Origin of the sequence: Hymenobacter armeniacus (genome assembly GCF_014699055.1) — a bacterium.
Lineage (GTDB): Bacteria > Bacteroidota > Bacteroidia > Cytophagales > Hymenobacteraceae > Hymenobacter > Hymenobacter armeniacus.
Genome location: NZ_JACXAC010000003.1, coordinates 108,881 through 133,638, shown reverse-complemented (window position 1 = coordinate 133,638; position 24,758 = coordinate 108,881). Strand labels below are relative to the sequence as shown.

Genomic DNA, 24,758 nt, shown 5'->3' with positions numbered 1-24,758 from the left:
CTGATTCAAATATTCCGCTGTAGCCTGTAGCTTTAGCAACACACCAACCAACCTGAACGCAGCCTGATAGGGTAAGCGTTTAATTACAACCTTAAGATGCGCGGCAGAGTCCCCCTGTTTGCCATATTGCTAGTGGCTCTCACGTTAGCCGGCTGCGGCAATTCCCCAACTTCAAATCCAACTGCTGAAATTGTCGTCCAGCGGCAAGCAGGCGCTGGCAGCACCAAGGCCGCGTCGTTATGGAGCCCTCCAAAATTCGGCACCGCGCCCCGTATAAACCCAGACAGTGTTGAGCTCACGGCGTTGGTGAGAAACGTCTACGAATGGCACGTAACCAAATACCCAAACTACGGATTCCCGCTACAGGTCAACACCCCATCCGATAGCCTACTCACAGGCATCGACTGGGCCGCCTACAATAACAATTATGCAGCTTTTAAAAAGACCGGCTTTTTCTCCAATGAATTCCTGGCCAGGCACCGGGCAATTGCCCTGACAATTGATTCATCGGTCAGACAAGCAAGTGCTGAATGGCGAAACGCAAACGACGGCATTCCATTGTGGTATTCCGATGCTGATGATTGGTGTAACTGTCAGGACAACCCCGACAATTACTGGCAGCGACTTACCCTCAGCAATTTGAAGTTTGGTGCTGACACGGCCACGTTCAACTGGACCTGGGATGAAAAAGACGGCATAGCCCCTCCTTTCAGCTATGCGATGAAAGCGAAAAAAGTGAACGGTGCCTGGAAAATCAATTACATGGAGGGGTTCCGGAATTACGGCACCGCTGCCGATTACAACCAGAGAATGAAGCCTAGCCGACAGTAATGCAACTGCCGGCAGTTGCTCACTAGCAGCAGTCATTCAGCCGTTATTGCTTATCCATGGGTTGGATTTGCCAAGTCGGCTCACTCGCTTTATCACGTAATCCTTCCTTAAAGCCGGCCCTATGTGGCCGGCTTTTTTGTACCTTCCGCCGCGTATGGCTATTCCAGTTTCTTCAGCGGCTACCACTGCCGCACCCGCTCGCTCCTACGCCGGCCCCATGGTGCTGATGACCACGCTGTTCTTCCTGTTCGGCGCCGTCACCAACTTCAACGACGTGCTCATGCCCTACCTCAAGGACGTGTGCCAGCTCACCGATTTGCAGTCCTCAGCCGTGCAGTCGGCCTTTTTCGGGGCGTATTTTCTGATGTCGCTGCCGGCCGGCTGGGTGCTGCGGAAGCTGGGCTACCAGCGCGGCATTGTGGTGGGCCTGCTGGTGATGGCCGTGGGCGCGCTACTCTTCATTCCGGCGGCCGACTCGCGCGCTTTTGCGCTGTTCCTCACGGCGCTGGCCACGCTGGGCGCGGGTATCACGCTGCTGCAGGTAGCGGCCAATCCTTACGTGAGCATCCTGGGGCCGGCGCGCGGCGCGGCGGCGCGGGTGAGCGTGGTGGGCGTGGCCAACAACTTCGGGGGCAGCCTCTCGCCGCTGGTGGGCGGCCTGGTGCTGTTTGGCGGCTCGGTGGCCCTGAAAGCCCGGCTGGCGGCCCTGCCGCTGAGCGAGCGCCTGGCCGAGGAATCGCAACTCGTGAAAGGGCCTTACATCGGCCTGGCCGTGTTTTTGGTGCTGCTGGCGGCCATGTTTTTCTTCCTCGTGAAGTTGCCCGACATCGAAGGCATTCCCGAAGAAGCGGCCGAAGAGGCCCGGCCCATGGCACCGGGGCGCACGTCGGCGCTGGCGTTCCCGCACTTGGTGCTGGGCGTGGTGGCTATTTTCGTGTACGTGGGCGTAGAAGTAGGCTTGGGCTCGTTCCTCATTCGCTACGGCGAGTCGCAGGGCATTCAGCAGCTTTCCAGCTTCACCCAAAGCCTGGTGCGCGGCCTCAACGTGGCCACCAACTACGTGGGCGTTCTCTTCGGCCAGGACCCCGCCCCCATCGACACCGCCGCCGGCTTCACCAAGGCCGTGGGCGCGGTGCTGGTGTCCTCGTATTGGTTCGGCTCGCTGATTGGGCGCGTGGTGGGCATCCCGCTGCTGCTCAAGTTTCACAACCGCGCCCTGTTGGTGGCGGTGTGCGCGGCGGGCGTGGCCCTGGTGGGCGCGAGCATCCTGAGCACCGGCGAAACGGCCCTGTGGCTCATCGTGCTCTGCGGGCTGATGAACTCCATCATGTGGCCCGTCATCTTCCCGCTGGCCATCACCGGGCTGGGGCCGTTCACCAAACAAGGCTCGTCGTACCTGATTATGGCCATTGTGGGCGGGGCGCTCATTCCGCCGCTCATGGGCTGGCTGGCCACGCACGGGGGCGGGCTGCGGGTGGCGTTTGTGGTGCCGGCGCTGTGCTACCTGTACCTGCTGTTTTATGCGCTGAGCGGCTACCGGGTGCGGTAATTCCCCGTTCTACAGTTCCTGAATAAACAGGTGTGGCACGGCATCCACCAGCCACACGCCGTTGCCCGACTCGTAGAAAACGCCGCCCGCGGCGTGTAACCCAGCCGCATCAATTTTCAGGATAACGGGCCGGCCCCGCCGGGCGCCCACCCGCCGAGCGGTTTCCTCGCCGGGCGAGAGGTGCACGTGGTGGCGGTCCATTTTCTGCAAGCCCTCACGCCGGATGGCCGGCAAGGCGGCCGGAGCCGTGCCGTGGTACAGCACAGGCGGCGGCACGGCGGGCGCTAGCTGCAAATCAACTTCTACGCTATGGCCTTGCTGGGCCCGAATGCGGGTGCCGGCGGCATCGAAGGCGAAGCGCTTCTTGTCGCTGCCTTCCACAATTTCGGCCAGTTCGGCCGGACTGATGGGCGTGCCATGCGCCGCGCAGGCGGCTAGCAATTCGGCCACCCCAACCCAGCCGCCCTCCTGCAAGCTCAGGCCGATGGCGGCCGGCTGGTGGCGCAGGTGTAGGCTCAGAAACTTACTCAGACGAGTGGTTTGCTTGGTATCCATGGCGCCAAAGGTCGCCAAAGAATCCTTGCCTTATGTCCAACTCTGTAGCAGCCCAAGACTTGCGCAATTGCTAACAGCACAAGTTTCTTATCTGGGGTATAAGCACGCCGTGATTGGCATAAATACCACTATTTAAGAGCACAACTTGCTTAAGGGCGGTACAAACAGGGCAGCCGAAGCACAAACATCTCTCACGGTTGGACGCCCGCGCCATGCCCGGCCGCCGGTACCTTTGCGGCATGGTTCTCGAAGAAAACGTTTCCCTCCGCCCTTACAACACCTTTGGCCTCGACGTGAAGGCCCGCTATTTCGCCCGCTTTGCTTCCGCCGATGAGCTACGCGAGCTGCTGCAGCAGCCCCAGGTACAGGCCGCCGAAAAGCTCATTCTGGGCGGGGGCTCCAATCTGCTCTTTACCCAAGACTTCGACGGCGTGGTGCTCAAAAACGAGATTCGCGGGCTGGAAATCCTGCGCGAAGACGCCGACACCCACACCGCGCTGGTGCGGGCCGGGGCCGGCGAAAGCTGGCACGGCCTCGTGGAATACGCGCTGGACCAGCAACTGAGCGGCATCGAAAACCTCTCCCTCATTCCCGGCACGGTGGGCGCCGCGCCGCTGCAAAACATCGGCGCCTACGGGGCCGAGCTGCGCGACACCTTCGACCGCCTCGAAGCCGTCGAGATTGCCACCGGCGCGCTGCGCGTGTTCACGGCCGAGGAGTGCGGCTTCGGCTACCGCGAAAGCGTCTTCAAAAACGTGCTCAAAGGGCAATTTGTGGTCACGGCCGTGGTGCTGCGCCTGCACCGCCAAGCCCGGCCCAACGTGCGCTACGGCGCCATTGCCGAAACGCTGGCTGAAATGGGCATCGAGGGCGAGCCCACCCCGCACGACGTGAGCCGGGCCGTGGTGCACATCCGCCGCAGCAAGCTGCCCGACCCGGCCGAAATCGGCAACGCGGGCTCGTTTTTCAAGAACCCCGAAGTATCGCAGGCCAAGTTCGACCAGCTCAAGCAGCAGTACCCCGACCTGCCCGGCTACCCCGTGCCCGGCGGCGTGAAGGTGCCCGCGGGCTGGCTCATCGAGCGGGCCGGCTGGAAGGGCCTGCGCCGCGGCGCAGGCGCGGGCACCCACGGCGTGCACGCCCGCCAGGCCCTGGTGCTGGTGAACCACGGCGGCGCCACCGGCGCCGAAGTGCGGCAGCTGGCCGAAGAAATCATAGCCTCCGTGCGCGAGCAGTTTGCGGTCGAGCTTCATCCGGAAGTTAATATTTTGTGATAAAATAGTATTGCAACAAAATAGGGCAATTACTGTGAATGAGCACAGCGAATGAAGAATTTATAACGAGATTTGCGTAAGCTCTTCTTTCTCGGTCTACATATTCTTCAATTCACGCCATGACCAAGCTGCTCACTTTCGTTTCGCTTTTTGCCGGCCTGACGGCCACCGCACAGGCCGCCCCCGGCCCCGCCGCTCCTCCCGTTCTCACCGTGAAAGCCGCCCGGGCCCTCGGGGCCGGCAGCACCGTCACGGTGCGCGCCGTGGTGCTCAACGGCGCCGAGATGGGCAACATCCGCTACATCCAGGACGCCGAGGCGGGCCTGGCCCTCTACGCCCAGCCGGCCAAGCTGCCGGGCTACGGCGAGCTGCACGCCGGCGACAGCATTCAGGTGACGGGCCAATTGAAGCTCTACAACGGGCTGCTGGAAATGGACCCCGTGGCCTCGTTTCACAAGCTGGCCGGCGGCGTGCGGCTGCGCGCCCTGCAGGTGCCCCTGGCGCAGGCCACCAGCGCGTTTGTGGAAGCCAACGAAGGCCGCCTGCTCGAAATCACGGGCGTGCCGCGCCTGCTCACGCCCGCCGGCACGCCCGTCACGGCCCTGGCCGGCAACGCCAACTACCTCATCAATGGGCAGCCGGGCACGCTGGTGCGGGTGGGCGCCGCCAGCACCGGCCCGGGCGGCCTCGTGGATGCCACGCCGCCCACCGAAACCTTTGACCTGCGCGGCGTGCTGAGCCAGTACTCGCCCAGCGGCACGGGCGGCTACCAGCTGCTGCCGCGCCTGGCCTCCGACTTGGTGCTGGGCGGCGGCCTGCCCCGCCTCACCGAAGAGCCCGTGCCGGTGGACGTGAGCCCGACGGGCTTCACGGTGGTGTACTCGACTCTGAACGCCGGCGACACACGCGTGCGCTACGGCCTCAACGCCCAGGAATTGAAGGAGGTGCGGACCGATGCCACTCTCACCACCCGCCACAGCCTCACGCTGAGCGACCTGATTCCGGGCACCACTTACTACGTGGAGGTGAGCTCGCGCAACGCCGCCGGCACCGAAACGGCCGCGCCCGTGCCGTTCATCACCAGCAGCGGCAAACGGAGCCGGCCGGGCACCAAAAACTAGGGGCCGCTGTTGGGCCGGCCGTGGGAGCAGGGCCGCTGGTTTCGTTGAAATTCAGCATCTTTGTAATTCGGCTTCCCACATTTTTAAAGACCTAACCGTTTCATCACACTCGCTTCTTTATGAAGAAATTTACCCTGCTGGCGCTGCTGGCGTGCGCCACTTCGTGGCACGCCGCGCAAGCTCAGACACCCATTACCATTGCGGCGGCACGGGCCCTGGCCCCCACCACCAACACCACCCAAGGGCCCACCGTGACGGTGCGCGGCACGGTGACGAACGGCGACGAGTTGGGCTCGTCGGTGAGCATCATTCGCTACATTCAGGACGGCACGGCCGGCATCGGGGTGTACACGACGGGCGGCGCCACGGGCCCGCTGGTGTCGCAGCTCGTGCCCGGCGACAGCATTCAGGTAACGGGCGGGTTGAAAATGTTCCGCGGCCTGCTCGAAATTGACCCCATCACGTCGGTGACCGTGCTGGCCGGCAACCGGCCCATTCCGGCGCCGGTGGTGTTTCCGTCGGCCCAGGCGGCTTCGGCCTACGCCGAGCAGTACGAGGGCATGCTGGTGCGCATCAACGGCCTGACGTCGGTGAACACGACCGGCGGCGCGTCGGTGACGTCGTTCACGGCCAACACCACTTACCGCCTCAACAACAACTCGACGCTGGTCACCTACGTGCCCACCAACTCCAACGGCCCCGACGGCCTCATCGGCAAGCCCAGCCCCACGGGCACGTTCGACGCCGTGGGCATCATGAGCCAGTATAGCTCGTCGGCCACGTCCACCACGGGCGGCTACCAGCTGCTGAACCGCAAGTACCCGGACTTCATCCAGGGCCTGACGCCCAACCTGACCAGCACGCCGAAGCCGACCAACATCAGCACCACCGGCTTCACGGTCACGTTCAACACGGCCAACGCCGGCAACACCCAGCTGTCGTACGCCACCAGCCCCACCGGCACGTTCACGACGGTGGCCGGCAACACGGCCCTCACCACGGCCCACACCCAAACCCTGACGGGCCTGCAGCCGGCCACGGTGTACTACGTGCAGGCCGTGTCGGTGAACAGCGTGGGCCGCTCGGAGTCGCGCGTGGTGCCCATGATTACGGCTTCGCTCTCGTCGGGCCGCATGCGCACCTACTTCACCCGCCCCGTGGATAACACGCTGGCCCTGGCCGGCAACGCCGCCGTGTACGCCCCCAACGGCAGCGTGGCCGACACGCTGGCCCGCTACATCGGCCGCGCCACCCAGACGCTGGACATCACCATCTACAACTGGAACAACGCCGCGATTCTAAATGCGGTGAACGCCGCCCAGGCCCGCGGCGTGGCCGTGCGCGTGATTTACGAAGACGACAACGCCAACGTGAGCATTGGCAGCCTGAACGCGGCCATCCCGCGCATCTTCCGCCCGGCCCAGACCGGCAGCAGCGGCAGCTCCATCATGCACAACAAGTTTGTGGTGATTGACGCCAACAGCACCAACCCCAACGTGCCCATGGTGTGGACGGGCTCGACGAACTGGACCCCGGCCCAGCTCAGCACCGACCGCAACAACGTGGTAACCGTGCAGGACCAGAGCCTGGCCCGCGTGTACACGCTGGAATTCAACGAGATGTGGGGCAGCGCCACGGCCACGCCCGGCACGCCCCTGTTTGGCTCGCGCAAAACCGACAACACGCCCCACTACCTCGTCATCGGCGGCAAGCAGGTGGAATCGTGGTTTTCGCCCACCGACAACGTGAACGCCCACCTCATCGAAACCGTGCGCACGGCCGACTACGACATGCACATCCTCTCGATGCTGGTGACGCGCACCGACATCGGCCGCGCCATTGCCGACCAAGTGACGCAGCGCAACATGGCGCAGTGCTCCGACGGCCTGACCAACGACACCAGCGGCGTGGCCGGCTTCGTGTTCCGCACCATTCGGAGCGGCATGGGCTCGCGCTACCTGCTCGACAACCGCACCGGCATCATGCACCACAAAACCCTGATTGTGGACGCCAGCGCCCCGCAGTCGGACCCGACGGTGTTCGTGGGCTCGCACAACTGGACGGCTTCGGCCGACACCGAGAACGACGAAAACACCCTCGTTATTCACGACCAGCGCATCGCCAACCAATACTACCAGGAGTACGCCGCCCGCATTGCCGAGCAAAACCAGGGCGTAACGGCCTGCCGCATTGCCCTGGCCACCCGCACCGGCACGGTGCAGGCCAGCACCATGCAGCTCTACCCCAATCCCACCAAGGGCAGCTTCAACCTGCACTTGGCCAGCACCTCGGCCCGCACGGCTACCGTGGTGCTGCGCGATGCCACCGGCCGCGTGGTGCTCACCCAAACCCAGCCCCTTACCGGTGCCGACCTGACCATCGACGCCACGGCGCTGAAGGCGGGCCTGTACATGGTGCAGGTAACCACTCCTGAGGCCACGCAAGTGAGCCGCGTGGTGGTGCAGTAACCCTTCGCCTACCAATGCAAAAAAGGCGGCTTCCCTCGGGGAGCCGCCTTTTTTTATGCGCATTTCGGCAATCTCCCGCTGCCTTAGCCCACGGCCGGACGCGCGCGGCGCAGGTACCAGCCCGCCAGCAGGACGCCGGCCGCCAGCAGCAGCGCGGCGCCTCCGTCAACGGGCGTTTGGGCCGGTGGCGGAGCATCTTTCTCCAGGGTATCGAGCGAGGCGTTCGCCGCCAGGGTTTCGGCCTGCTTACGGTACAGCGCGGCCTTCTGCGCGTCGTTTTCCAGAGCAAGAAAAGAAGTAAAAGGCGTGAGGATGCCGGCCCGGAAACTGGCCTGGATGAATGGCACCCGCTCCTGGTCGGTCACTTCGGGGTGAAACGTTTGCCATTGGTGGTAGCCGCTCAGCAGCAGGCCCGTGAGCCAGCGGTTGGTGGGCGCGGCGGCCGGGTCGGGCACGGCCGGTCGCTGGCTCAGCACAATGCTGGGCGTATCCGTATCGGGCAGGTAAGCGCGCGGATGGGCGGCGGTGGGCCAGGCCCGCACGGCCGCCGGCCCGCCCGCGGGCGGAGCCGCCGCTAGCGGCATGCGGGCGTCGTGGCGCAGCGAATGGGGCACGAGTTGGCCATCGGCCCCCAGCACGTAGAACACGTCGCTCTCCGGAAAGGCGCTGCTGAACTCCTCAAAGTCGGAGTCTAGCACGGCGTGGTCCGGATTGTCGGTTACGGCCACCAGCACCGGGTACGTGGGGGCCGGGTGCTCCTGCGAGTCGAACAACACGCGGCGGATTGCGCCCGTGAGATAGAAGCCCCCGGCAAGGGGCATGCGGCTCAATTGCGCGGCCCAGTCGGCGCCAGCGGGGACGGGCGTGGTGGCCGCATTCACGATGCTGAACCGCGCAGGGGCCCCGTTGGGCAGCGGCCGGGCTAGCACGTCCGCAACGCGCACCTCGTACGTCGCCGAAGCCTGCCCCGCCGAGGCATCGAGCAGAAAGTGGTAATACGGACGCCGCCGAACCAGCGGCAGGCGCTGCTTGGCCAAGGCACTCACGTAGGTCACGCCGCTGCCGGGCACGGCCACGGGGGCGGCCACGGGCGGTGCCGCGGTGGCGTCGCCCAGGGTGAGCACGCGCCCGTCGACGGTGAGGGTGCACGGTTCCTTGTGCAGCAGTTGAATGCGGGTACGGCGCACCTCGCTGCCCGACACGGGGTATACCTGCACTGAGATTTCGTTGGCCCGGCGATAGACGAGCAGGCCGGGGTCGCGGCTGCGGTTTTCATTCAGAATCTGGGCATACACCCAGGTAGCCGCCCGCTTCTCGGCCAGAATGCCCCGCTCCTGCCGATTGCCAATGGTCAGGTAATAGTCGCTCACCCAGCAGCCAATAGGCAGGGCGATGGCCGTGCGGTATTCGCCGTTTTGAATAGTGGGGAATGGGTTGGCAATTTCCAGGTTCACCCAGCTCACCCAGGCCTGCTGGCGGGCGTCGTAGGTGCTGGTGGCGGTGGCGGTGCGCAGCTGCGGCGCCGTGGGCGCGGGCCTCGGCGCGTCGGTCGACCACCCCGGCGCCCACCGGTAACCGGAGGAGGTGCCTACAAAAATGCGGTCTAGCTCACTCAGCTTTTCTTCCGACAGCATGAGGTTGTCGAGCACCAGCCAGTTGAAATACGTGGACAGGTAAGGCTGCTGCGAACCGAAGAGGAAATCGATGCCACGGTCTTTGTTTTGGCGCACCACGCCGAGCGTGGCAGCCAGCGCCGAGGGGTCGATGTGCTCGGTTTTGCTAAAGTCGGGAGTGTATACATAAGCCAGGGCCTCGTGCAGCACTTGCCGCCGGTGCCAGAAGCTTCCCGTAACCGCCAAGGGCAGTACCGCCAGCCCACCCAACAGCGCGGCCCGCACCACGGCCCGCGAAAACACCAGTTGGAGTGCGGTCACGTCTTCGTGTAGCTGGCGCACGTGCACTACGAACAACATCAACGGCGCCAGCAGCAAAAAACCGGTACCAATGAGGATAATGGCCGGAATGGCCAGCGGCAGAAAGGGCAGGAACACCAGGAAAAAATAGAACGTGTAGCCAAACAGCGCACTCCGGCCCAGCAGCTGCACCAACCGCACCCCTGGCCGGGGGCTGTCGGGCAGGCACAGCAGGAGGGCGTTCAGCGCAGCCAAAGCATAAAACCATGGACTGGTGAAATTGCCGAATACGCCGCTGTCGCTGTGATGAAAGCCCTGCCCAAACAGCAGGCCGTTGTTTACGCCCAACCCCACCAATGGCAACACGAGCGTAATGATAACCTTCCAGACCAGGCTGGTTTCAGCCCAGAAGCCATTCCGGTGCTGCGTGATGATGAACAATGCCCGCACCAGAAAGAAAAAGAAGCTCAGCGTACTGATTACCGCCCCGAACACGACAAGGGTACCGACCACTTCGTCCCAGCGGCCGGGCGTGTAGGGCTCGGCCGAAGCGCCTCGGGTGTGGTCGCTAATCCAGCTCACCACCCAGAACACCAGCCACCACCCAAACGGCGTGACCACCGCCAGCAAGATGTTGGGAGCCGCGCTGTGGGGCTGGTCGTCGGGTGTGAACTTGGCCACCAGCGCCAGCATGGCGTACGCCAGCGTGGGCATCAGGAAAGTCCAGGCCATCAGCAGCGGTTCGGTGGGCAACATCCAACGCGGCACCGCGCCCGGCGGCAACAGCTTGTTCGACTCCACCGTGAGCAGGCACAGCCACAAGCTGTAGCCGACCAGCACGGCCACGCTAAACCAGCCCCCCAAGGGCCGCTGCCGGGCCAACTGCGTGCCCGCGTAGCACGCGGCCACCACCCCCATGGCCAGCAGCGCCAGCCCGTACGCTTGCCACAGGGCCACGCTGCTGGCCGGCAGCAGCGTGTGCACCACCGCGAACTCGCCGGAACAGAGCAGCAGCAGCACCGCTGTTGGGAAAGTATTCGTCAGGAAAAGCCATTTCGGATTGCGTAAGCTGTGCATGGAACGAAAGCCGGACTCGTCCGGAGCTAGTGAAGAAATACGCGCAGGCACTCGTGCCCAATAGCCAAGCACACACTAGGCTGGCGACTGGCAAGGCCACAGCAAAAGTATTTTAAAGAACTTTGTATTTCAAAGTATTTAATCAAAAGAGCTGCTTCTTCTGTTAAAAAGGGCGTTTCCAACCCCAAACCGCCTTTTTTATTTCATCCATTCAGCAGCTTGTGCCGCCTGATGGGCTTGTGCTGACGTAGCCAGAGCGCGTGGAAACAAGTAGGCACGTCGTTGGTCCACGTTCGCAGAAGGAGCACAATGGCCACTATTTCGAGCCGGCTCGCCGCCCCTATCCAAAACGAAACGGCGAATAACACGCGGGACTCGGCAGTTAGGAGAATCTGAACCAGCGCGGCGGCCGAAACCAGCACCCACGCCTTCGCACCCCAGGAGTGCGTGGCGATTTCCTTGCGAAACCGGAGGTAGCTCACGGCATACGTCAGCCCTTCCAGCGCGAGCAGCAGCCACAGTTTGGTGGCGTGGCGCGCAAAGAAACCCGGGCAAGCCAAGTAGGTGGCCAGCAACACCAGCCCCCAAAACACTTGGTCGACGGCCGAATCGAGCCGACGCAGTTTCTCGGTCGACACGTTCAGCTGCCGGGCCACGATGCCGTCGAACACATCGGTGAGCACGCCCAGCACAATCAGCCCCACGGCCAGCGCCCCAAAATGCGCCACGCGCCCATAGCTGCACGCTACCAGCAGCCCCCCGATGACGAGCCGGGAATAGACGAGGGCCAGCGGAACAGATTCCATGGCCGATGTAGCACGAGGCATAGCAAGGCGGCAACCGATGAGCTACTGGCCTAGGTCGAATTGCTCGGGCCGGCCCTGGCGCATGGTGTCGCGGGTGTTTTTCTGCACGGCAATGGCAGCAAACAAGCTCAGCACGAAAGACATGGCGTAGAAGCCCTTCTCGCTCAGCGTGAGCGTGGCGTTCCAGAGGCCCACGGTGAGGAGCAGCACCGTGAGCAGGACCGACACCCAGCTGATGCCGTAGTACAGGTTGGTGACGGGAATGCCTTCGAGGCGGTCGCGCACGCTTTTCTGCACCGAAATGGCGGCGAACAGTCCGTACATCAGCACCGTGAAGTAGTAGCCTTTTTCGTTGAGGCCCATCTGCGCGTTCCAGAGGCCGACGTTGAAGGCGACCACGCCCACGAGCAGCGCCACCCAGGAGGCGGCAATGAAAGCCGGAGAAGTTTGCGGAACGGACGGGCTGGGGTGTTGGGGTTGCATGGCGGTTGAAGGGTGAAGGCATGACTGCGGGCCGAAAGCTACTTCGCAGCTGTTGGCAATGCTGTGCAAACCTACGGGCCAGCCGATGCCGGCCGCTACGTATTTTTTGGCATTACCTGACTTTTCAAGTCAGCCGCATTTCACCCAACAACTATCGAAACCTTTTAAAAATAAGCCCAGGCCTTATTCAGACCTGGGCTTATTTACAACACATGGGACATTACGAACGCTGGTTAACCGCTATGCAAACTCAGCTCGCGTCTTATAATTCGCTGTTATCGTTCTTGGCTTTGGACGCTAACCGAGGCTGCCGGAACTTCAAAATACCCCACCAACCCAAGAATAATCCGAAGGTTAGTTCCAAGGCAAAGGTGACGAAGGCTTCTTTCACCTCCAGATGCAGGCCGGGATTATTGGGCAAGGCGGCCCGCAGCTGCAGTGCTCCAGCCAGCACCTGCAGGCTTTTCGATAGCATACCAATGGCCAAGCACAAGCCAAACAGTCCGGCCAGTACGCGCCCAGCTTTATTGGTGCGGCCAGCCATTTACTTCAGCACCGCAATGGTTACGCCATCCCCGCCCCTATCGGCGTGCTCGTCGGCCACGCTGGCCACGGCGCGCTGCGAGCGCAGGTAGTCGCGCACCACCTGGCGCAGCACGCCGTTGCCGCGGCCGTGCAGGAACTTGATTTCGGGCATGCCCAGCATCACGGCGTCGTCGACGAAGCTCATGGTTTTGGTGAGGGCGTCTTCGGCGCGCTCGCCGCGCAGGTCGAGCGTGGGACTGAAGCCGGCCATGCGGTCGGTGATGTTCACGCTGTTGCCGCCGCCCGCGCCGCTGCCGCCCAAGCGGCCGGCTTTGGATTTGGCGGCCTGCTCCCGCTCGCGGATTTCGGCCCGGCCCAGCTTTTCGAGCTGGTTGAGTTTGGTGAGGGTTTTCATGCCGCCGAACATCACTTCGGCGGTCTGGCCCTTCACGCTCACCACTTCACCGTAGCCGTCCTGGCCAAATAGGGCCACTTTATCACCGGGCTGCACGGCGCCGGCCACGGCCCGCTCGCGGGTCGGCTTGGGCTTGGGCGGCTCTATCTGCAATTCGGTGCGCACGAAGGTGTCGAGCTTCTCGCGGGCCGCCTTGTTGGTTTCCTTCTCGGCGTTGCCCCGGCGGATTTCGCCGATGGTGGCCTCAATCTGCTGGTTGGTGTTCACCAAAAGCGCTTTGGCCTGCTGCTTGGCGGTGCGCAGGGTTTCGAGCTTGGTGTCTTCGAGGTGCTGCTTGAGGTCCTGGTATTCCTGGGCGGCTTTTTTGAGGCGGCGCTCGGCTTTGGCAGCTTCGGCGGTGCGCTGTTCGAGCTCGGTTTTCTCCTTTTCGAGGCCCTCGAGCAGGCGGTCGTAGCGGATTTTATCCTTGCCCACGAGCCGAGTAGCGCGCTCCACCACGTCTTTGGGCAGGCCGATTTTGCGGGCAATTTCGATGGCGAACGAGGAGCCCGGCTTACCCACTTCGAGGCGGTAAAGCGGCTGCAGCTTCTCCGGGTCGTAGCGCATGGCGCCATTCACGAGGTGCGGCGTGCGCTCGGCGAAGTTCTTGAGGTTGGTGTAGTGCGTGGTGATGACGCCGAACACCCGCGACTTGTTCAGCTGGTCGAGCACGGCCTCGGCGATGGCGCCGCCCAGGCTGGGCTCGGTGCCGGTGCCGAATTCATCAATGAGCACCAGGCTTTTCTTGCCGGCCAGCAGCAGGAACTGCTTCATGGCCAGCAGGTGCGAGGAATAGGTCGAGAGGTCGTTTTCCAGGCTCTGCTCGTCGCCGATGTCGAGGAAAATGTCTTCGAAGACGCCGGCTTCGGAGTTGTCGGCGCAGGGGATGAGCAGGCCCATTTGCAGCATGAACTGCACGAGGCCCACGGTTTTCAGGCTGACGGATTTGCCGCCGGCGTTGGGGCCGGAGATGACCAGGATGCGCTGTTCGTGGTTCAGCTCCAGGTCCAGCGGCACCACTTCGCGGGGGTCGCCGTTGTCGCGCTTGTGCTGGGCGAAGGCCAACTGCAGCAGCGGGTGGCGCACGCCGTGCCATTTGAGCAGCGGCTTGTTGTGCAGTTGGGGGAGCTGGCAATCGAGGGTGACGGCCAGGCGGGCTTTTGCTCTAATAAAGTCAATCAGCCCGAGGTAGCCGTAGGCTTTGCGCAGGTCCGGAATGTGGGGGCGCAGCTGGTCGGTGAGGGCCGTGAGGATGCGAATCAGCTCGCGGTGATAGGCGTTGTCGAGGTCCTTGATGTCGTTGTTGAGCTCGAACACCTCGGCCGGCTCGATGTAGACGGTCTGACCCGAGGCCGATTCGTCGTGAATCAGGCCCTTCACCTTCCGCTTGAACTCGGCGATGACAGGCAGCACCAAGCGCCCGCCCCGGATGGTGGGCTCGGCGTCGGAGGGAATCCAGCCTTCGGTTTTGGCCTGGCGCAGGATGCCGGCAATCTGCTTGCGCAGTTGCCCTTGCCGCGCTATCAGCTCCTGCCGAATCTGGCGCAGCAGCGGGCTGGCGTCGTCGCGCACGGCGCCGTCGTCGTCCACCACTTTGTCGAGGGCGGCCAGCAGGTTGCGGTCGACCTGCACGCCAATGCCCAGCAGGCGCAGCGTTGGGTACTGGTCCTCGTCGGCCTGCGAGAAGAAAGTAAGAGCCTGCCGGATGGTGCGCAGGCTCATTTTCACCTCAAAAAACGCGGCCACGTCGAGGTAGGCGCCCGGCAGGGCGGCGCGCTTGAAGTGCACCTTGGCGTCGTAGTAGTGCGAGGCCGGAAAATCGGCGCCGGAGCGCAGCAGGTAGGCGAATTCGTTGGTTTGCTGCAGCAGTTTGAGCAGGGGCTCGTGCTTGGGCTGAAACTCCATGCGGGCCACGTACTGCCGGCCCAGGGCCGAGAGGCAATTGGCTTCGAGCTGCTCGCGCAGGGTGCTGAAGCCGATTTTTTGTTCGAAGTGTTGGGGTAAGAGCAAGAAAGTAGTCTTTCGGTATTCGGGAATGGGATACGAAGGTAAACAGCGGGCCGGCCGGGAAGATTCGCCAGAAAGCATTAAGAAATGGCGGGGGCGGCGGCTGGCGGGCAGGGTGCGGGCGGCAAACCTTCGCTGACGGGTATAATATGACTGTGAATTCTAGATTTATGTCGCTAATTGCTGTGTTATGTACTCATCATCGCAAATTATTGACTTAAAATACATGTACTGTGGCTAATAATGCACTGTTTATTTCTACTGATTATGTGTGATTGCCTGCATAATAGGTGTAAGTTTCTTGAGTTAATATATTACAGACTACTTACCAGGTGTTTGTGGCTCCTAACACATAATATATGACTAGCAATGGCTTGTAAAAGGCTTGTAATAACTATGTTGCGGGGGCTGGCTGAGTAGACCAGGGCTTTTTTGCCGTTATCGTAGCCGTTCTCACGTTGGTGTATGAGGTAGAGACGCAATATTTTGCGTCTCGTCGTCGAACGTTATGTTCGGACGATTCCAGCACGAACCGTTCAACGACGAGACGCAAAATATTGCGTCTCTACCTCGTTCAATAAGCCAATACTACATCTGTACCGCTTTATGCCTGATACTCCTGTGCTGCCCGAAGACGCGCCCGGCCTGGCCGACCAGTTTGCGGCCCGTCTGGCCTTGCGCGACAACCCGGGCCCGCCCCCGCCGCCCAGCCAGGCGCCGGAAGCCATTGCGGCCCGGGTGGCAGCGTGGCTAGGGGCGCAACATGACGTGGGCAACCGCCGGGGCCGGGCCGCCCTGAGCGCGATGCTATTGGTGCTGGTGCAGCAACCCGATGCCGCCACCGCCGACCTGCAAGCGGCCAGCGGCTTGGGTCCGCGCATGGCAGCCCGCGCCACCCGCCGCCTCGAAGCGCTGGGGCTGACCGAGTGGTTTTACCGCAGCCGCACGCGCTTCCACCGCCTCACGCGGGCCGGGGAGGATGCGCTGCTGCCCGTGGTGGCGGGGAGGGCGGGCTGAATGGCCGTTTTCTTGAACGGTAAAGTAACTGGTTTTACTCCGTCTTCTTGGTGCCTAGGTTAATCAGAAAATTCATAATACCCAGGAAGAGGGCAAAGCCAACAACGCCCCAGAGTATCATTTCGCCCAATCCCCAAAAGGTTTCGGCAGCCTTGAGTCCATCGGCATAGGCTAAGACAGAGCAACCCGCCACGAGCAGCAGGATAAACAGAGCGTGGCGGCTCAATTTCATTTCCCTAAAGTAGCGCGTTCGCGTTCCTCGTTTTCCTTGCCACCATTTCGCTGAACTGAGTAGACGTTCGGTTCTTTGGCGGCAAATAGCACTTGCCACCTATTGCTGCTGTGCATGTATAAATTCAATTTGATAGGGGGCATGCTGCTCGTGGTGCTCTGCTGCGCGGTCTTGCCGGGAAAGCTCGTCGAGCGCGAGGTGGCCAGGGCCGGGGCGCTGATTCCAGTGGAGGTTATTAAGGTGAATTGCAATGCCTCAGGGGCGTTTCGGTTTATGCACTTTCGCTTCCAAGGCAAGCAACACTCGCTCAAGATTGACCCAGCGAGTTGCCAACGCCTTCAAGTCGGCCAAACCACGCTGCTCCGGCATCTGGACACGCATCCGGATGTATTCCTATTGCCCAGCAATTACAGCCCAGGGGAAAGCCTTTCTTGGTGCGCCCTCTTTTTCTTAGGAAGCTACGCCATCATAAGCAGCGTGATGCGGCTACGTCGGCGGCGTGCCTGAACGCTGAGTTTTGTGGACTCTAATCCGGCCAACCATGCGCCACTGCGTAGCTGCGCCGCTGGAGCTACTCCCCTGCCGCCCGCGAGTAGCCCAGACGGCCCGGCGGCGGGGGTGGCGGGGCGGGGTTTAACCAACCAAGCTTTTCTAAAGTAGGCACCTCAAAAGACGTAGGCGACGCCTGTTAGTGGGAGGCCTACGCCGCTGGGGTAGCCCGCTGGTTGCGGCGGTACAGGCCCAGGTATAGGGCCGTGAACGTGAACAGGCGCAGCGACGCGGTCCATTCCACGCCGGGCACGAACAGCAGCAGCACGCCCAGCGCCATCAGCGCGTAGCACAGCCAGGCCAGGGCGCGGCCCAGCCCGCGCTGGTAGAAATTGGGCCGGTATAGGTTTTCGGCCGGCACGCCGGTTTCGGCCTTCTGGCCCAGCATGGCTTCGCCCAGCGCGAGCACGGTCACCAGGTTGGGCAGGCTGGCTTCGGCCGCGGGCACAGCCTTGGCGGGGCGGTCGCCCAGGTAAACGGTGCCCGCAGCGCCAAAAAACAGCTTTACATTGGTGACATCGGTGCCGTTCTGGGCCTGAATATCGCTGTAGCCCTCAAAGTCGGTTAGCGGGTATTCGCGCACCGGCCAGCCGTAGGCCGCGGTGCGGCCGCGGGGCTCAAGGCGCAAGGCCGTGGGCGTGAGCACCGCCAGCATGGGCAGCATGCCGCGGCGCACCAGCGGCCAGCCCACGGCCAGCAGCGGCAGGCTACCGAGCCCCAACTGCACGGCCAGCCGGTGGTCGTCGTTCCACAGGATGGCGGCCACTGCCAGCGACATCAACCCCAGCGCGGGAAGGAGAAATCCGGCCATTGTCAGGCCCATGCGAATCAAGACCACGTGGCTGCGCAAAGGACCAGTGGCCGCGGCTGCAGCAGGTTCCGGGGTTGCGGTTGAAGGGGCTGAAGGGGCACTCATGCGAGCAGGCTTGGGGTGAGAGGTCCCCAAATTATCTGTCGGTTATGGTAAATGCAAACTTGAATCTATTCACCAACAGCTGCGAAACACGGGTCTGTATCGCTTCAACCGCCTTTTCTTTTGCCGCTAGCCGCAAGCCACGCGCCGAAGTATATCAAAACATTACCGCACACCAGAAAGAGACTGCCCCATTTCACAGGTTTGGCACTGGTGAATACGCTCCATAGAAGCCAAGCTAGCCCAATAAAGAGCAACACCATCACCGCTGTTGAAATAGGTTTCTCAAAAAAGGTTTTTTCTCGGAGTGTAGGTCTTATTTCGCCAGCGTGGAGTTGGTATACACCCAATTCGGCCTCAAATGCCTCCACAATCCGGCAAAGGCTTTGGCCATTACTCAGGTTTGTATTGATTGCTATTTTCAGCTTTATGCCATCTGTTGACGTCACCCGAAATTGCTCGGCATTGTTGAAGTCGGTGAAACGATAAGCGGCTATTTCAGAAAAGCGCATGAGTCGGGTTTCGCCGGTTTTCTGGTTTAAAACTGCTAATCCACTACCATCAATTACAACCAGCGTGGGCTCCGCACTTATTGATTTCCCCAATCGGAACAGCCCATACATTCCACCTATCACAATGGCCAAAAACCATATGATTCTAACAATAGAGTTAGCTGCTGCCAGGCCGGTGTTTAGCCCCATTGCAGCCACAACAAGAATTGCGACAATACCGCCCAACCAAACCAGCAGAAGTTTCCCGGTGTGGTACTGCATTACTTCAAACTGCCTCATCCCAGCTTGTTGATGTAATAACCGCTACTTGTCCACCCCCGCCCCAAACAGCGCGAAGTCGTATTTCACGGGGTCGGTGGGGTCGAGCAAGCGGAGGTTGGCGGTGAGTTCTTCGGCGGCCTGCCAGTCCACAAGCTTGCGGGTGAGCAGGCCCAGCGGGCGGGCCTGGCGCTCCACGTGCAGGTCGATGGGCATGATGAGGTCGGCCATGGATAGGCGGGTCCAGAGGCCGAAGTCGACGCCCTTGTCGTCGCGGCGCACCAGCCAGCGCAGGTACATGTTCACGCGTTTGCAGGCCGATTTGCGGGCCGGCGTGGCCACGTGCTTGCGGGTGCGGGCGGGGGCATCGGGCAGGCTGAAGAAGCGGTTGTGGAAGTTGATGAGCCGCTCGCGCTGCGTGTGGCCCACCAGAAACGCGGTTTCCAGGGTGTCGTGCTGCCGGTACCAGTCGCGCAGGAAGTGCACGAAGTACAGCAAATCGGTATCGCAGAAGGTGCGGTGGCAGAAGCCAAGCAGGCGCTTGAGGTCCTCGTCTTGGTGCTGGGTAATGAACTGGTTGGGCGCGTCATCCATGCGGCGCAGCAGCTCGGTCACCTTGCTGATGATGGTGGGCCGCTGCCCCCAGGCCAGCAGCGCCGCAAATAGCGCCGCGATTTCGATATCCGGCCGCTGAGTGAAGCGGTGCGGGATTTGGATGGGGTCGTTGTGGATAAATTCGGGCCGGTTGTAGCGCTCGTACTGGGCGTCGAGCTGTCGGCGGAGCTGGGCGATATTCACGGAAGAGTGGGAAATGGAACGCCTGTCATCCTGAGCGCAGCGAAGGACCTTCTCACCGAAGAACGGTTTGCAGTAATTAGTACTGCTGCCAACGTGAGAAGGTCCTTCGCTGCGCTCAGGATGACAGGCGTTTTTGAACACTAAGCAATGGCTGCCTATTCAACTACCTCGCGCTACTGCGGAATGTAGTTCGTCTCGACCCGGAAGCGCGAGTCGGCCGTGCCCAGCTTCTGCACCGCGCGGGGCGAGAGACGCACCAGGATGTTGTTGTTCTCGCCCGTGTCGGGCAGCTTGCCGATAACGCGCACGTACACCGACAGGCCGTTCATGCTGTTGCGCACCTGCATGATGGTGCCCACGGGCGCCGTTTTGTGCAGGGCGAGGTACTTGTCGGTCACGCTTTTCTCAATGGGCGCGCCCAGGCCCGACTCCACTACGCGCGACAGCAATTCGCCGGCGCGGGTGGGCGTGCGCTCCTCCTCTTTTTCCTTCTCCTTTTCGGCGGGGGCGGCCGGCGTCACCGTCGCAATCTGGGCGGGTTTGTCGGGCGCCGGCGGGGGCGTTTTGGCCACCGTGGTGGCGGGCACGGCTTCCACCTCCGCCGGGCGCGCCGGCGCTAGCGTAGGAGCAGCCGGCGTGGCCGCGGCCGGAGCAGGCGCCGACGCCTCGGCGGCCCCGGCAATCTGCAGCTGCTGGCCCACGCGCACGGCGCCGTTGCCGGGCAGCTTGTTCAGCCGAATGAGCTCATCGGGCGTCACCTGGTACTTGCGGGCGATGGCAAACAGCGTTTCGCCCTTGGCCACGGTGTGCCTGGTGGGTGCCGAAACGGCAGAAGCCGGCGCCTTGGCGGGGGCGGCAGCCGCCGCTTTGCCGGCGGCTGGGCGGGGCACGAACACGATTTGGCCGATGCCGAGGCCGTTTTTAATCTGCGGGTTGGCGGCCGTGAGCTGCTCGAGGGTCACGTGGTAGCGGCGCGTGAGGGCGGTGAGGGTTTCCCCGGCGGTCACGCGGTGCTTCACAAAACGCTGGCCGCCGCGTATTTCCACGCCAATGGAGTCCGTGGGCGTGCCTTTGGCTGCGCCCTTGCCGGGACCAGGGCCCCCGAGGGCCAGCACCGTGAACAAGGAAAGTAGTATCGTCATAAAATCAACCTGGCAAAATCAGCACCACAACTGCCCAAAAACCAGCCGGGCAGGCAGCGCAGGCAAAATAACGCAAAAACGCGCGGGTAATTGGCCGCGCCTCGGCCGCCTCCCGCCCGAAAGCCGGTATTTGCCAGCTAATTTTGGTGCTTTCTGTTGCATTTCTATCTCCTTTCCGCATGGTCCTTGGCCTGATTCCCGCCCGTTTTGCTTCCACCCGCCTGCCCGGCAAGCCCCTGGTCGACCTGGGCGGCCAGAGCATGATTCAGCGGGTGGTGGCGCAGGCGCAGCAGGCCAACCTGGCCCGCGTGGTGGTGGCCACCGACGACGAGCGCATCCTCCGGCACGTGCAGGACTTCGGCGGCGAGGCCGTTCTCACCCACCCCCACCACCCCAGCGGCACCGACCGCCTGTGGGAGGCCTACCAGCTGCTGGGCAGCCCGGCCGACGTGCACTGCATCGTCAACATTCAGGGCGACGAGCCCTTCATCAACCCCGCCCAAATCAACGCCCTGGCCGATTTGTTTGCCGACCCGGCCGCCGCGCCCGACATTGCCACGCTGGTAAAACCCGTGCTCACGGAGGAAGAATTGTTCAGCCCGCACCTGCCCAAGGTGGTGCTCAACCAGCTGGGCCACGCCTTGTATTTCAGCCGCCACCCCCTGCCCTACCAGCGCGGCCGCGAGCCCCACGAGTGGCTGGCCCACCACCACTACCTGCGCCACCTGGGCCTCTACGCCTACAAGCCCGCCGTGCTGGCGCAGCTCACCCGCCTGCCCGTGTCGCCGCTCGAAGCGGCCGAAAGCCTGGAGCAGCTGCGCTGGCTCGAAGCCGGCTTCCGCATTCAGTGCGCCGAAACCGAGTTGGAAGCCTTCGGCATCGACACGCCCGAAGATGCCGAGCGCGCCCGCGTGCGGCTGGGGTACTAGTCGGCGTCGGCGCGCTGCACCACGTGGTTTTCGGGCGTGGCTTCGTGGCGCTCCTCGCGCATTTCGCGCGAGAGGAAGTAGTTGAGCGCCGTCCGGATGACGGCGATGGCGCCCAGCTTGCCAATCTGCTCCCAGCTCGGGGCAATGGCCGTCGACAAAATGTCGGCCCCCAGCTGAAACTCCAGCGCCAAAGCCAGGTAGCGCGCCAGCGCCAGCCGAATGGCCGTGAAATCAGCCGTTTGGCGCTTCAGCAAAGCCTTCACCAGCAGCCAGCCCGCGCTGATAATGCCCAGCGCAATGATGGTGGCGCCCACCGTTTCCACGCCCAGCTTCAGCCACAGCACCGCGCTGATGACGCCGCTTTCCGCCTGCCCGTGGATGGAGGTGACGTCGCGGGCCGCTTCGGGCAGGGCAGCAAATTGGAGCAGCATACAGGAGGAATTTGGCGGGGGATGGAAAGCGGGTCTTCGGGGAGCACGCGGCTAGCCGCCGGCCTTTTTGGCCTTGTAGCCTTCTTTCAGTAGCACTTCCAACACTTTGTCGCGGAAGTCGCCCTGCACTACCACTTCGCCGTCTTTGGCGCTGCCGCCCACGCCGCACTTGGTTTTGAGCAGCTTGCCCAAAGTCTGCAGGTCGGCGTCGGTGCCCACAAAACCAGTTACGAGGGTCACCTGCTTGCCGCCGCGCTGCTTTTTGTCGAGTTGCACGCGCAGCTGCTGTTGCTGGGGCGGCAGCGTGGTGGCTGCGGCCGGCTCGTCAGATTGGTACGTAAAATCGGGGTTGGTGGAATATACCACGCCGGTGCGGCTGGGTTTCTTCATTTCTTTACGAGTTATACCGCCACGGCCAGGGCCAGCGGCATCATTTCAACGTTGAATTCGGTGGCGTGGCCCATGTAATCGCCGTCCACGTGAAAGCCAATGGGGGCAGCGGCCATTACCCGGCCTTCCGTCACCCGAAAATATTCGGCGGCCTTGCTTTGGGGCAGGTTGCCGAGGGCCATGGCCAGGCTCACGCGGAAGGCCCGGCCCACGGGCAGGGCGTCAATCAGGCACACATCGAGCAGGCCGTCGCGCAGGTCGGCGCGGGGCGCAATGTAGGCGTTGTTGCCGTACTGCGAGGCGTTGGCGAAGGCCAGCACGTAGCAGTCCGTGGCCCGCTCTTCGCCGTTGAGCAGCACGCGCACCGGCGTGGGCCGGTAGCGGCGGTACTCGCTCAGGGTCACGCGCAGGTAGGTGGCCAGCCCGCGCGAGCCCGCCTGGGCAAAATGCTGGCTCACGTGCGCATCAAACCCCAGCCCGGCCGTGCAAAAGAACGGGTGGCCGTTCATCACGCCCACGTCCATGCGGCTGAAAGTGGGCGCAGCCAGGCGGCGCAGGGCGGCGGGCAGCGCCAGCGGCACTTTGAGGTGGCGAGCCAGGCCGTTGCCGGAGCCCTGCGGCACGATGCCCATGGCCGCGGCGGTGCCCAGCAGCCCGCGGCCCACTTCGTTCACGGTGCCATCGCCGCCCACGGCCACCACCACCTTGTGGCCCTCGCCGGCGGCGCTGCGGGCTATTTCTACCGCGTGGCCCGCGTATTCGGTCAGCCTGATTTCGTAATCAGCTTCGCGCGCCCCAAAGTACCGGTCGATGAGGGCCGGCATGTCGAGGCGGCGGCTGGGGCCGGCCATGGGGTTCAGGATAAAGCAGGTTTTGGGCATTGCACACGCCAGGCTTGAGCTTGGCGAATAAAAGACAACAGGGAACGTTTCACCTTAATGGCCGAAATAACCACACAAAAAACGCCGCCCGCCTCGCCACGGGTGGCAAAGCAGGCGGCGTCTTATGTACGCACTTAGCGCTTAACCGTTCATCCGCTCGCCGAGCTTCTGGATGAGGTCGGCGGTGCGGGTGGAGTAACCGAACTCATTGTCGTACCAGCCAATGACCTTGGCCAGCGTGCCGTTGGCCGAGGTCAGCTCCGAGTCGAAAATGCAGCTGTGGGGGTTGCCCACGATGTCGATGCTCACGAGCGGGTCGGTGGCGTACTCAATGATGCCTTTCATGGGGCCTTCGGCGGCCGCCTTCAGGGCGTTGTTGATTTCCTCCTTGGTCACTTCCTTCTTCAGGATAACGGTCAGGTCGGTCATCGAGCCATCGGGCACGGGCACGCGCATGGCCAGGCCGTCGAGCTTGCCCTTCAGCTTGGGCAGCACCAGGCCCACGGCTTTGGCGGCGCCGGTGCTGGTGGGGATGATGCTATAGGCAGCGGCGCGGGCGCGGCGCAGGTCCTTGTGGGGGGCGTCCTGCAGGTTTTGGTCGGAGGTATAGGCGTGTACCGTGGTGATGTAGCCCTTCTCAATGCCGAAAGCGTCGTCCAGCACTTTGGCCATGGGGGCCAGGCAGTTGGTGGTGCAGCTGGCGTTGCTCAGGATGGTTTCGGAGCCGGTGAGGATGTCCTCGTTCACGCCCAGCACCACCGTGGGGATGTTGCCGGTGGCGGGGGCCGAAATCACGACCTTTTTAGCACCGGCGGTGAGGTGCTGGCCCGCGCCGGCTTCGTCCACGAAGCGGCCGGTCGATTCCAGTACCACGTCGACGCCCATCGTGCCCCAGGGCAGCAGCTTGGGGTCGCGCTCGGCAAGGGCAGCAATTTTTACGCCGTTCACGGTGAGGCTTTCCTCGTCGTAGCTCACGGTGCCGTCGAAGCGGCCGTGCACGGAGTCATACTTCAGCAGGTGGGCCAACGTTTTGTTGTCGGTCAGGTCGTTGATGGCAACGATTTCCACGTTGTCGCGGCCCAGCAGCGACTTGAAAGTGAGGCGGCCGATGCGACCGAAGCCGTTGATGGCGACTTTAATTTTAGCCATGGTGAAACAGGAAGGTGGTAAGTGACAGCCGCCACATCGGCGACCGGTTAAAAAGCGGGGCGAAGATAGTAGAATGGCGCGGGTTGATGCCGCATTCCACGATACGACGTGGCAAGGCGTCGATTCCTTTATGGAATACCGCAACTGGCAGGCGCCGCCTGGGGTTGCCGGCCGTGGCCACCCCACCAACGTGGCCACACATAAATTTTTTAGCCTGTAAAACAGGCTATTTCCGTTGGTAAGCCATTTTTTTTAGCGCTGATACTTGCATCGAAAGCCGCGCGCCGTACCTTTGCATCATCAAAACGAACAACGGTCCGTTCGTCTAGGGGTTAGGACAGTAGATTTTCATTCTACCAACAGGGGTTCGATTCCCCTACGGACTACAAACAATGGCCTTCCTGATATCAGGAAGGCCATTTTCGTTTTCCGGGGGACCCACGAGGGGCCCCCCACGACGGGTTTAGTTTTCAAAATCCATCAAAGTGAAATTC

The 24,758-nt window shown here is 62.6% G+C and carries 23 protein-coding genes and 1 tRNA gene; 9 read left to right on the top strand and 15 right to left on the bottom strand.

Going from position 1 to position 24,758, the window contains the following annotated elements:
* Positions 1–132 precede the first annotated feature (132 nt).
* Both IC234_RS08940 and IC234_RS08935 read left to right on the top strand, forming a co-directional pair.
* Positions 133–831 (top strand): hypothetical protein, encoded by a 699-nt coding sequence (locus IC234_RS08940; RefSeq protein WP_190923594.1) that lies wholly within the window; start codon positions 133–135, stop codon positions 829–831.
* Positions 832–985: 154 nt separating this feature from the next.
* On the top strand, positions 986–2,380 hold the full coding sequence (locus IC234_RS08935) for a sugar MFS transporter (protein WP_190923591.1): 1,395 nt from the start codon (positions 986–988) through the stop codon (positions 2,378–2,380).
* A 9-nt stretch (positions 2,381–2,389) separates the two neighbouring features.
* Here IC234_RS08935 and IC234_RS08930 read toward each other — a convergent pair whose 3' ends face one another.
* The gene (locus IC234_RS08930) at positions 2,390–2,935 is read right to left on the bottom strand and encodes an RNA 2'-phosphotransferase (RefSeq protein WP_190923589.1); all 546 of its coding nucleotides are present in this window, start codon (positions 2,933–2,935) and stop codon (positions 2,390–2,392) included.
* Positions 2,936–3,174: 239 nt separating this feature from the next.
* On the opposite strand from IC234_RS08930, the gene murB reads away from it, so the two are divergent.
* The 3 genes from murB to IC234_RS08915 all read left to right on the top strand — a co-directional run bounded on the left by murB (position 3,175) and on the right by IC234_RS08915 (position 7,798).
* The gene (murB, locus tag IC234_RS08925) at positions 3,175–4,209 is read left to right on the top strand and encodes a UDP-N-acetylmuramate dehydrogenase (protein ID WP_190923586.1); all 1,035 of its coding nucleotides are present in this window, start codon (positions 3,175–3,177) and stop codon (positions 4,207–4,209) included.
* Positions 4,210–4,328: 119 nt separating this feature from the next.
* Positions 4,329–5,330 carry a fibronectin type III domain-containing protein gene (locus IC234_RS08920; protein WP_190923584.1) on the top strand — a complete coding sequence of 334 codons (1,002 nt, stop codon included), beginning with the start codon at positions 4,329–4,331 and terminating at the stop codon, positions 5,328–5,330.
* 119 nt (positions 5,331–5,449) lie between these two features.
* Positions 5,450–7,798 carry a phospholipase D-like domain-containing protein gene (locus tag IC234_RS08915; protein ID WP_190923581.1) on the top strand — a complete coding sequence of 783 codons (2,349 nt, stop codon included), beginning with the start codon at positions 5,450–5,452 and terminating at the stop codon, positions 7,796–7,798.
* An 83-nt stretch (positions 7,799–7,881) separates the two neighbouring features.
* Here the strand turns inward: IC234_RS08915 and IC234_RS08910 are convergent, their stop codons facing one another.
* The 5 genes from IC234_RS08910 to IC234_RS08890 all read right to left on the bottom strand — a co-directional run bounded on the left by IC234_RS08910 (position 7,882) and on the right by IC234_RS08890 (position 15,066).
* The gene (locus IC234_RS08910) at positions 7,882–10,788 is read right to left on the bottom strand and encodes an MSEP-CTERM sorting domain-containing protein (protein ID WP_190923578.1); all 2,907 of its coding nucleotides are present in this window, start codon (positions 10,786–10,788) and stop codon (positions 7,882–7,884) included.
* Between the two features lie 203 nt (positions 10,789–10,991).
* The gene (locus IC234_RS08905; RefSeq protein ID WP_190923576.1) at positions 10,992–11,594 is read right to left on the bottom strand and encodes a CDP-alcohol phosphatidyltransferase family protein; all 603 of its coding nucleotides are present in this window, start codon (positions 11,592–11,594) and stop codon (positions 10,992–10,994) included.
* Between the two features lie 42 nt (positions 11,595–11,636).
* Positions 11,637–12,077: an inner membrane protein YiaA gene (gene yiaA, locus IC234_RS08900; protein ID WP_190923574.1), complete on the bottom strand. Its 441-nt coding sequence runs from the start codon at positions 12,075–12,077 to the stop codon at positions 11,637–11,639.
* A gap of 262 nt (positions 12,078–12,339) precedes the next feature.
* Entirely contained in the window at positions 12,340–12,621 is a 282-nt protein-coding gene (locus IC234_RS08895) for a hypothetical protein (RefSeq protein ID WP_190923572.1), read from the bottom strand.
* Positions 12,622–15,066: an endonuclease MutS2 gene (locus IC234_RS08890; protein ID WP_190923570.1), complete on the bottom strand. Its 2,445-nt coding sequence runs from the start codon at positions 15,064–15,066 to the stop codon at positions 12,622–12,624.
* A gap of 603 nt (positions 15,067–15,669) precedes the next feature.
* Here IC234_RS08890 and IC234_RS08885 point away from each other — a divergent pair.
* A complete protein-coding gene (locus tag IC234_RS08885; protein ID WP_190923568.1) occupies positions 15,670–16,080 on the top strand; it encodes a hypothetical protein in 411 nt (136 codons plus the stop codon).
* A gap of 34 nt (positions 16,081–16,114) precedes the next feature.
* Here the strand turns inward: IC234_RS08885 and IC234_RS08880 are convergent, their stop codons facing one another.
* Positions 16,115–16,312 (bottom strand): hypothetical protein, encoded by a 198-nt coding sequence (locus IC234_RS08880; protein ID WP_190923565.1) that lies wholly within the window; start codon positions 16,310–16,312, stop codon positions 16,115–16,117.
* Between the two features lie 114 nt (positions 16,313–16,426).
* Between IC234_RS08880 and IC234_RS08875 the strand changes: the two genes are divergently transcribed.
* Positions 16,427–16,819: a hypothetical protein gene (locus tag IC234_RS08875; RefSeq protein ID WP_190923563.1), complete on the top strand. Its 393-nt coding sequence runs from the start codon at positions 16,427–16,429 to the stop codon at positions 16,817–16,819.
* A 193-nt stretch (positions 16,820–17,012) separates the two neighbouring features.
* Here IC234_RS08875 and IC234_RS08870 read toward each other — a convergent pair whose 3' ends face one another.
* From IC234_RS08870 to IC234_RS08855, 4 genes are all read right to left on the bottom strand, one after another.
* Positions 17,013–17,672 carry a hypothetical protein gene (locus tag IC234_RS08870; RefSeq protein WP_190923561.1) on the bottom strand — a complete coding sequence of 220 codons (660 nt, stop codon included), beginning with the start codon at positions 17,670–17,672 and terminating at the stop codon, positions 17,013–17,015.
* Positions 17,673–17,881: 209 nt separating this feature from the next.
* On the bottom strand, positions 17,882–18,547 hold the full coding sequence (locus IC234_RS08865; RefSeq protein ID WP_190923559.1) for a hypothetical protein: 666 nt from the start codon (positions 18,545–18,547) through the stop codon (positions 17,882–17,884).
* Between the two features lie 42 nt (positions 18,548–18,589).
* Entirely contained in the window at positions 18,590–19,342 is a 753-nt protein-coding gene (locus IC234_RS08860; protein WP_190923557.1) for a TIGR02757 family protein, read from the bottom strand.
* Between the two features lie 173 nt (positions 19,343–19,515).
* Positions 19,516–20,484 carry a DPBB and LysM peptidoglycan-binding domain-containing protein gene (locus IC234_RS08855; protein WP_190923555.1) on the bottom strand — a complete coding sequence of 323 codons (969 nt, stop codon included), beginning with the start codon at positions 20,482–20,484 and terminating at the stop codon, positions 19,516–19,518.
* 179 nt (positions 20,485–20,663) lie between these two features.
* On the opposite strand from IC234_RS08855, the gene kdsB reads away from it, so the two are divergent.
* A complete protein-coding gene (kdsB, locus tag IC234_RS08850; RefSeq protein ID WP_190923553.1) occupies positions 20,664–21,413 on the top strand; it encodes a 3-deoxy-manno-octulosonate cytidylyltransferase in 750 nt (249 codons plus the stop codon).
* On the opposite strand, the gene IC234_RS08845 is transcribed toward kdsB, so the two are convergent.
* The 4 genes from IC234_RS08845 to gap all read right to left on the bottom strand — a co-directional run bounded on the left by IC234_RS08845 (position 21,410) and on the right by gap (position 24,264).
* A complete protein-coding gene (locus tag IC234_RS08845; protein WP_190923551.1) occupies positions 21,410–21,844 on the bottom strand; it encodes a DUF1622 domain-containing protein in 435 nt (144 codons plus the stop codon). The genes kdsB and IC234_RS08845 overlap by 4 nt on opposite strands.
* A 51-nt stretch (positions 21,845–21,895) precedes the next feature.
* The gene (locus IC234_RS08840) at positions 21,896–22,234 is read right to left on the bottom strand and encodes a translation initiation factor (protein WP_190923548.1); all 339 of its coding nucleotides are present in this window, start codon (positions 22,232–22,234) and stop codon (positions 21,896–21,898) included.
* A gap of 11 nt (positions 22,235–22,245) precedes the next feature.
* The gene (locus IC234_RS08835; RefSeq protein WP_190923546.1) at positions 22,246–23,115 is read right to left on the bottom strand and encodes a diacylglycerol/lipid kinase family protein; all 870 of its coding nucleotides are present in this window, start codon (positions 23,113–23,115) and stop codon (positions 22,246–22,248) included.
* 141 nt (positions 23,116–23,256) lie between these two features.
* Positions 23,257–24,264 (bottom strand): type I glyceraldehyde-3-phosphate dehydrogenase, encoded by a 1,008-nt coding sequence (gene gap / locus IC234_RS08830; RefSeq protein ID WP_190923544.1) that lies wholly within the window; start codon positions 24,262–24,264, stop codon positions 23,257–23,259.
* 314 nt (positions 24,265–24,578) lie between these two features.
* Between gap and IC234_RS08825 the strand changes: the two genes are divergently transcribed.
* Positions 24,579–24,650, top strand: a tRNA-Glu gene (locus tag IC234_RS08825).
* Positions 24,651–24,758: the final 108 nt, after the last annotated feature.

Coding starts and splice junctions, on each gene's coding strand:
- IC234_RS08910 (WP_190923578.1), bottom strand. CDS start 10,788: ATGCACAGCTTACGCAATCCGAAATGGCTTTTCCTGACGAATACTTTC.
- IC234_RS08870 (WP_190923561.1), bottom strand. CDS start 17,672: ATGGCCGGATTTCTCCTTCCCGCGCTGGGGTTGATGTCGCTGGCAGTG.
- IC234_RS08855 (WP_190923555.1), bottom strand. CDS start 20,484: ATGACGATACTACTTTCCTTGTTCACGGTGCTGGCCCTCGGGGGCCCT.
- gap (WP_190923544.1), bottom strand. CDS start 24,264: ATGGCTAAAATTAAAGTCGCCATCAACGGCTTCGGTCGCATCGGCCGC.
- IC234_RS08885 (WP_190923568.1), top strand. CDS start 15,670: ATGCCTGATACTCCTGTGCTGCCCGAAGACGCGCCCGGCCTGGCCGAC.
- IC234_RS08840 (WP_190923548.1), bottom strand. CDS start 22,234: ATGAAGAAACCCAGCCGCACCGGCGTGGTATATTCCACCAACCCCGAT.
- IC234_RS08905 (WP_190923576.1), bottom strand. CDS start 11,594: ATGGAATCTGTTCCGCTGGCCCTCGTCTATTCCCGGCTCGTCATCGGG.
- IC234_RS08895 (WP_190923572.1), bottom strand. CDS start 12,621: ATGGCTGGCCGCACCAATAAAGCTGGGCGCGTACTGGCCGGACTGTTT.
- IC234_RS08845 (WP_190923551.1), bottom strand. CDS start 21,844: ATGCTGCTCCAATTTGCTGCCCTGCCCGAAGCGGCCCGCGACGTCACC.
- IC234_RS08930 (WP_190923589.1), bottom strand. CDS start 2,935: ATGGATACCAAGCAAACCACTCGTCTGAGTAAGTTTCTGAGCCTACAC.
- IC234_RS08915 (WP_190923581.1), top strand. CDS start 5,450: ATGAAGAAATTTACCCTGCTGGCGCTGCTGGCGTGCGCCACTTCGTGG.
- IC234_RS08935 (WP_190923591.1), top strand. CDS start 986: ATGGCTATTCCAGTTTCTTCAGCGGCTACCACTGCCGCACCCGCTCGC.
- IC234_RS08865 (WP_190923559.1), bottom strand. CDS start 18,547: ATGCAGTACCACACCGGGAAACTTCTGCTGGTTTGGTTGGGCGGTATT.
- murB (WP_190923586.1), top strand. CDS start 3,175: ATGGTTCTCGAAGAAAACGTTTCCCTCCGCCCTTACAACACCTTTGGC.
- IC234_RS08920 (WP_190923584.1), top strand. CDS start 4,329: ATGACCAAGCTGCTCACTTTCGTTTCGCTTTTTGCCGGCCTGACGGCC.
- IC234_RS08875 (WP_190923563.1), top strand. CDS start 16,427: ATGTATAAATTCAATTTGATAGGGGGCATGCTGCTCGTGGTGCTCTGC.
- kdsB (WP_190923553.1), top strand. CDS start 20,664: ATGGTCCTTGGCCTGATTCCCGCCCGTTTTGCTTCCACCCGCCTGCCC.
- IC234_RS08835 (WP_190923546.1), bottom strand. CDS start 23,115: ATGCCCAAAACCTGCTTTATCCTGAACCCCATGGCCGGCCCCAGCCGC.
- yiaA (WP_190923574.1), bottom strand. CDS start 12,077: ATGCAACCCCAACACCCCAGCCCGTCCGTTCCGCAAACTTCTCCGGCT.
- IC234_RS08880 (WP_190923565.1), bottom strand. CDS start 16,312: ATGAAATTGAGCCGCCACGCTCTGTTTATCCTGCTGCTCGTGGCGGGT.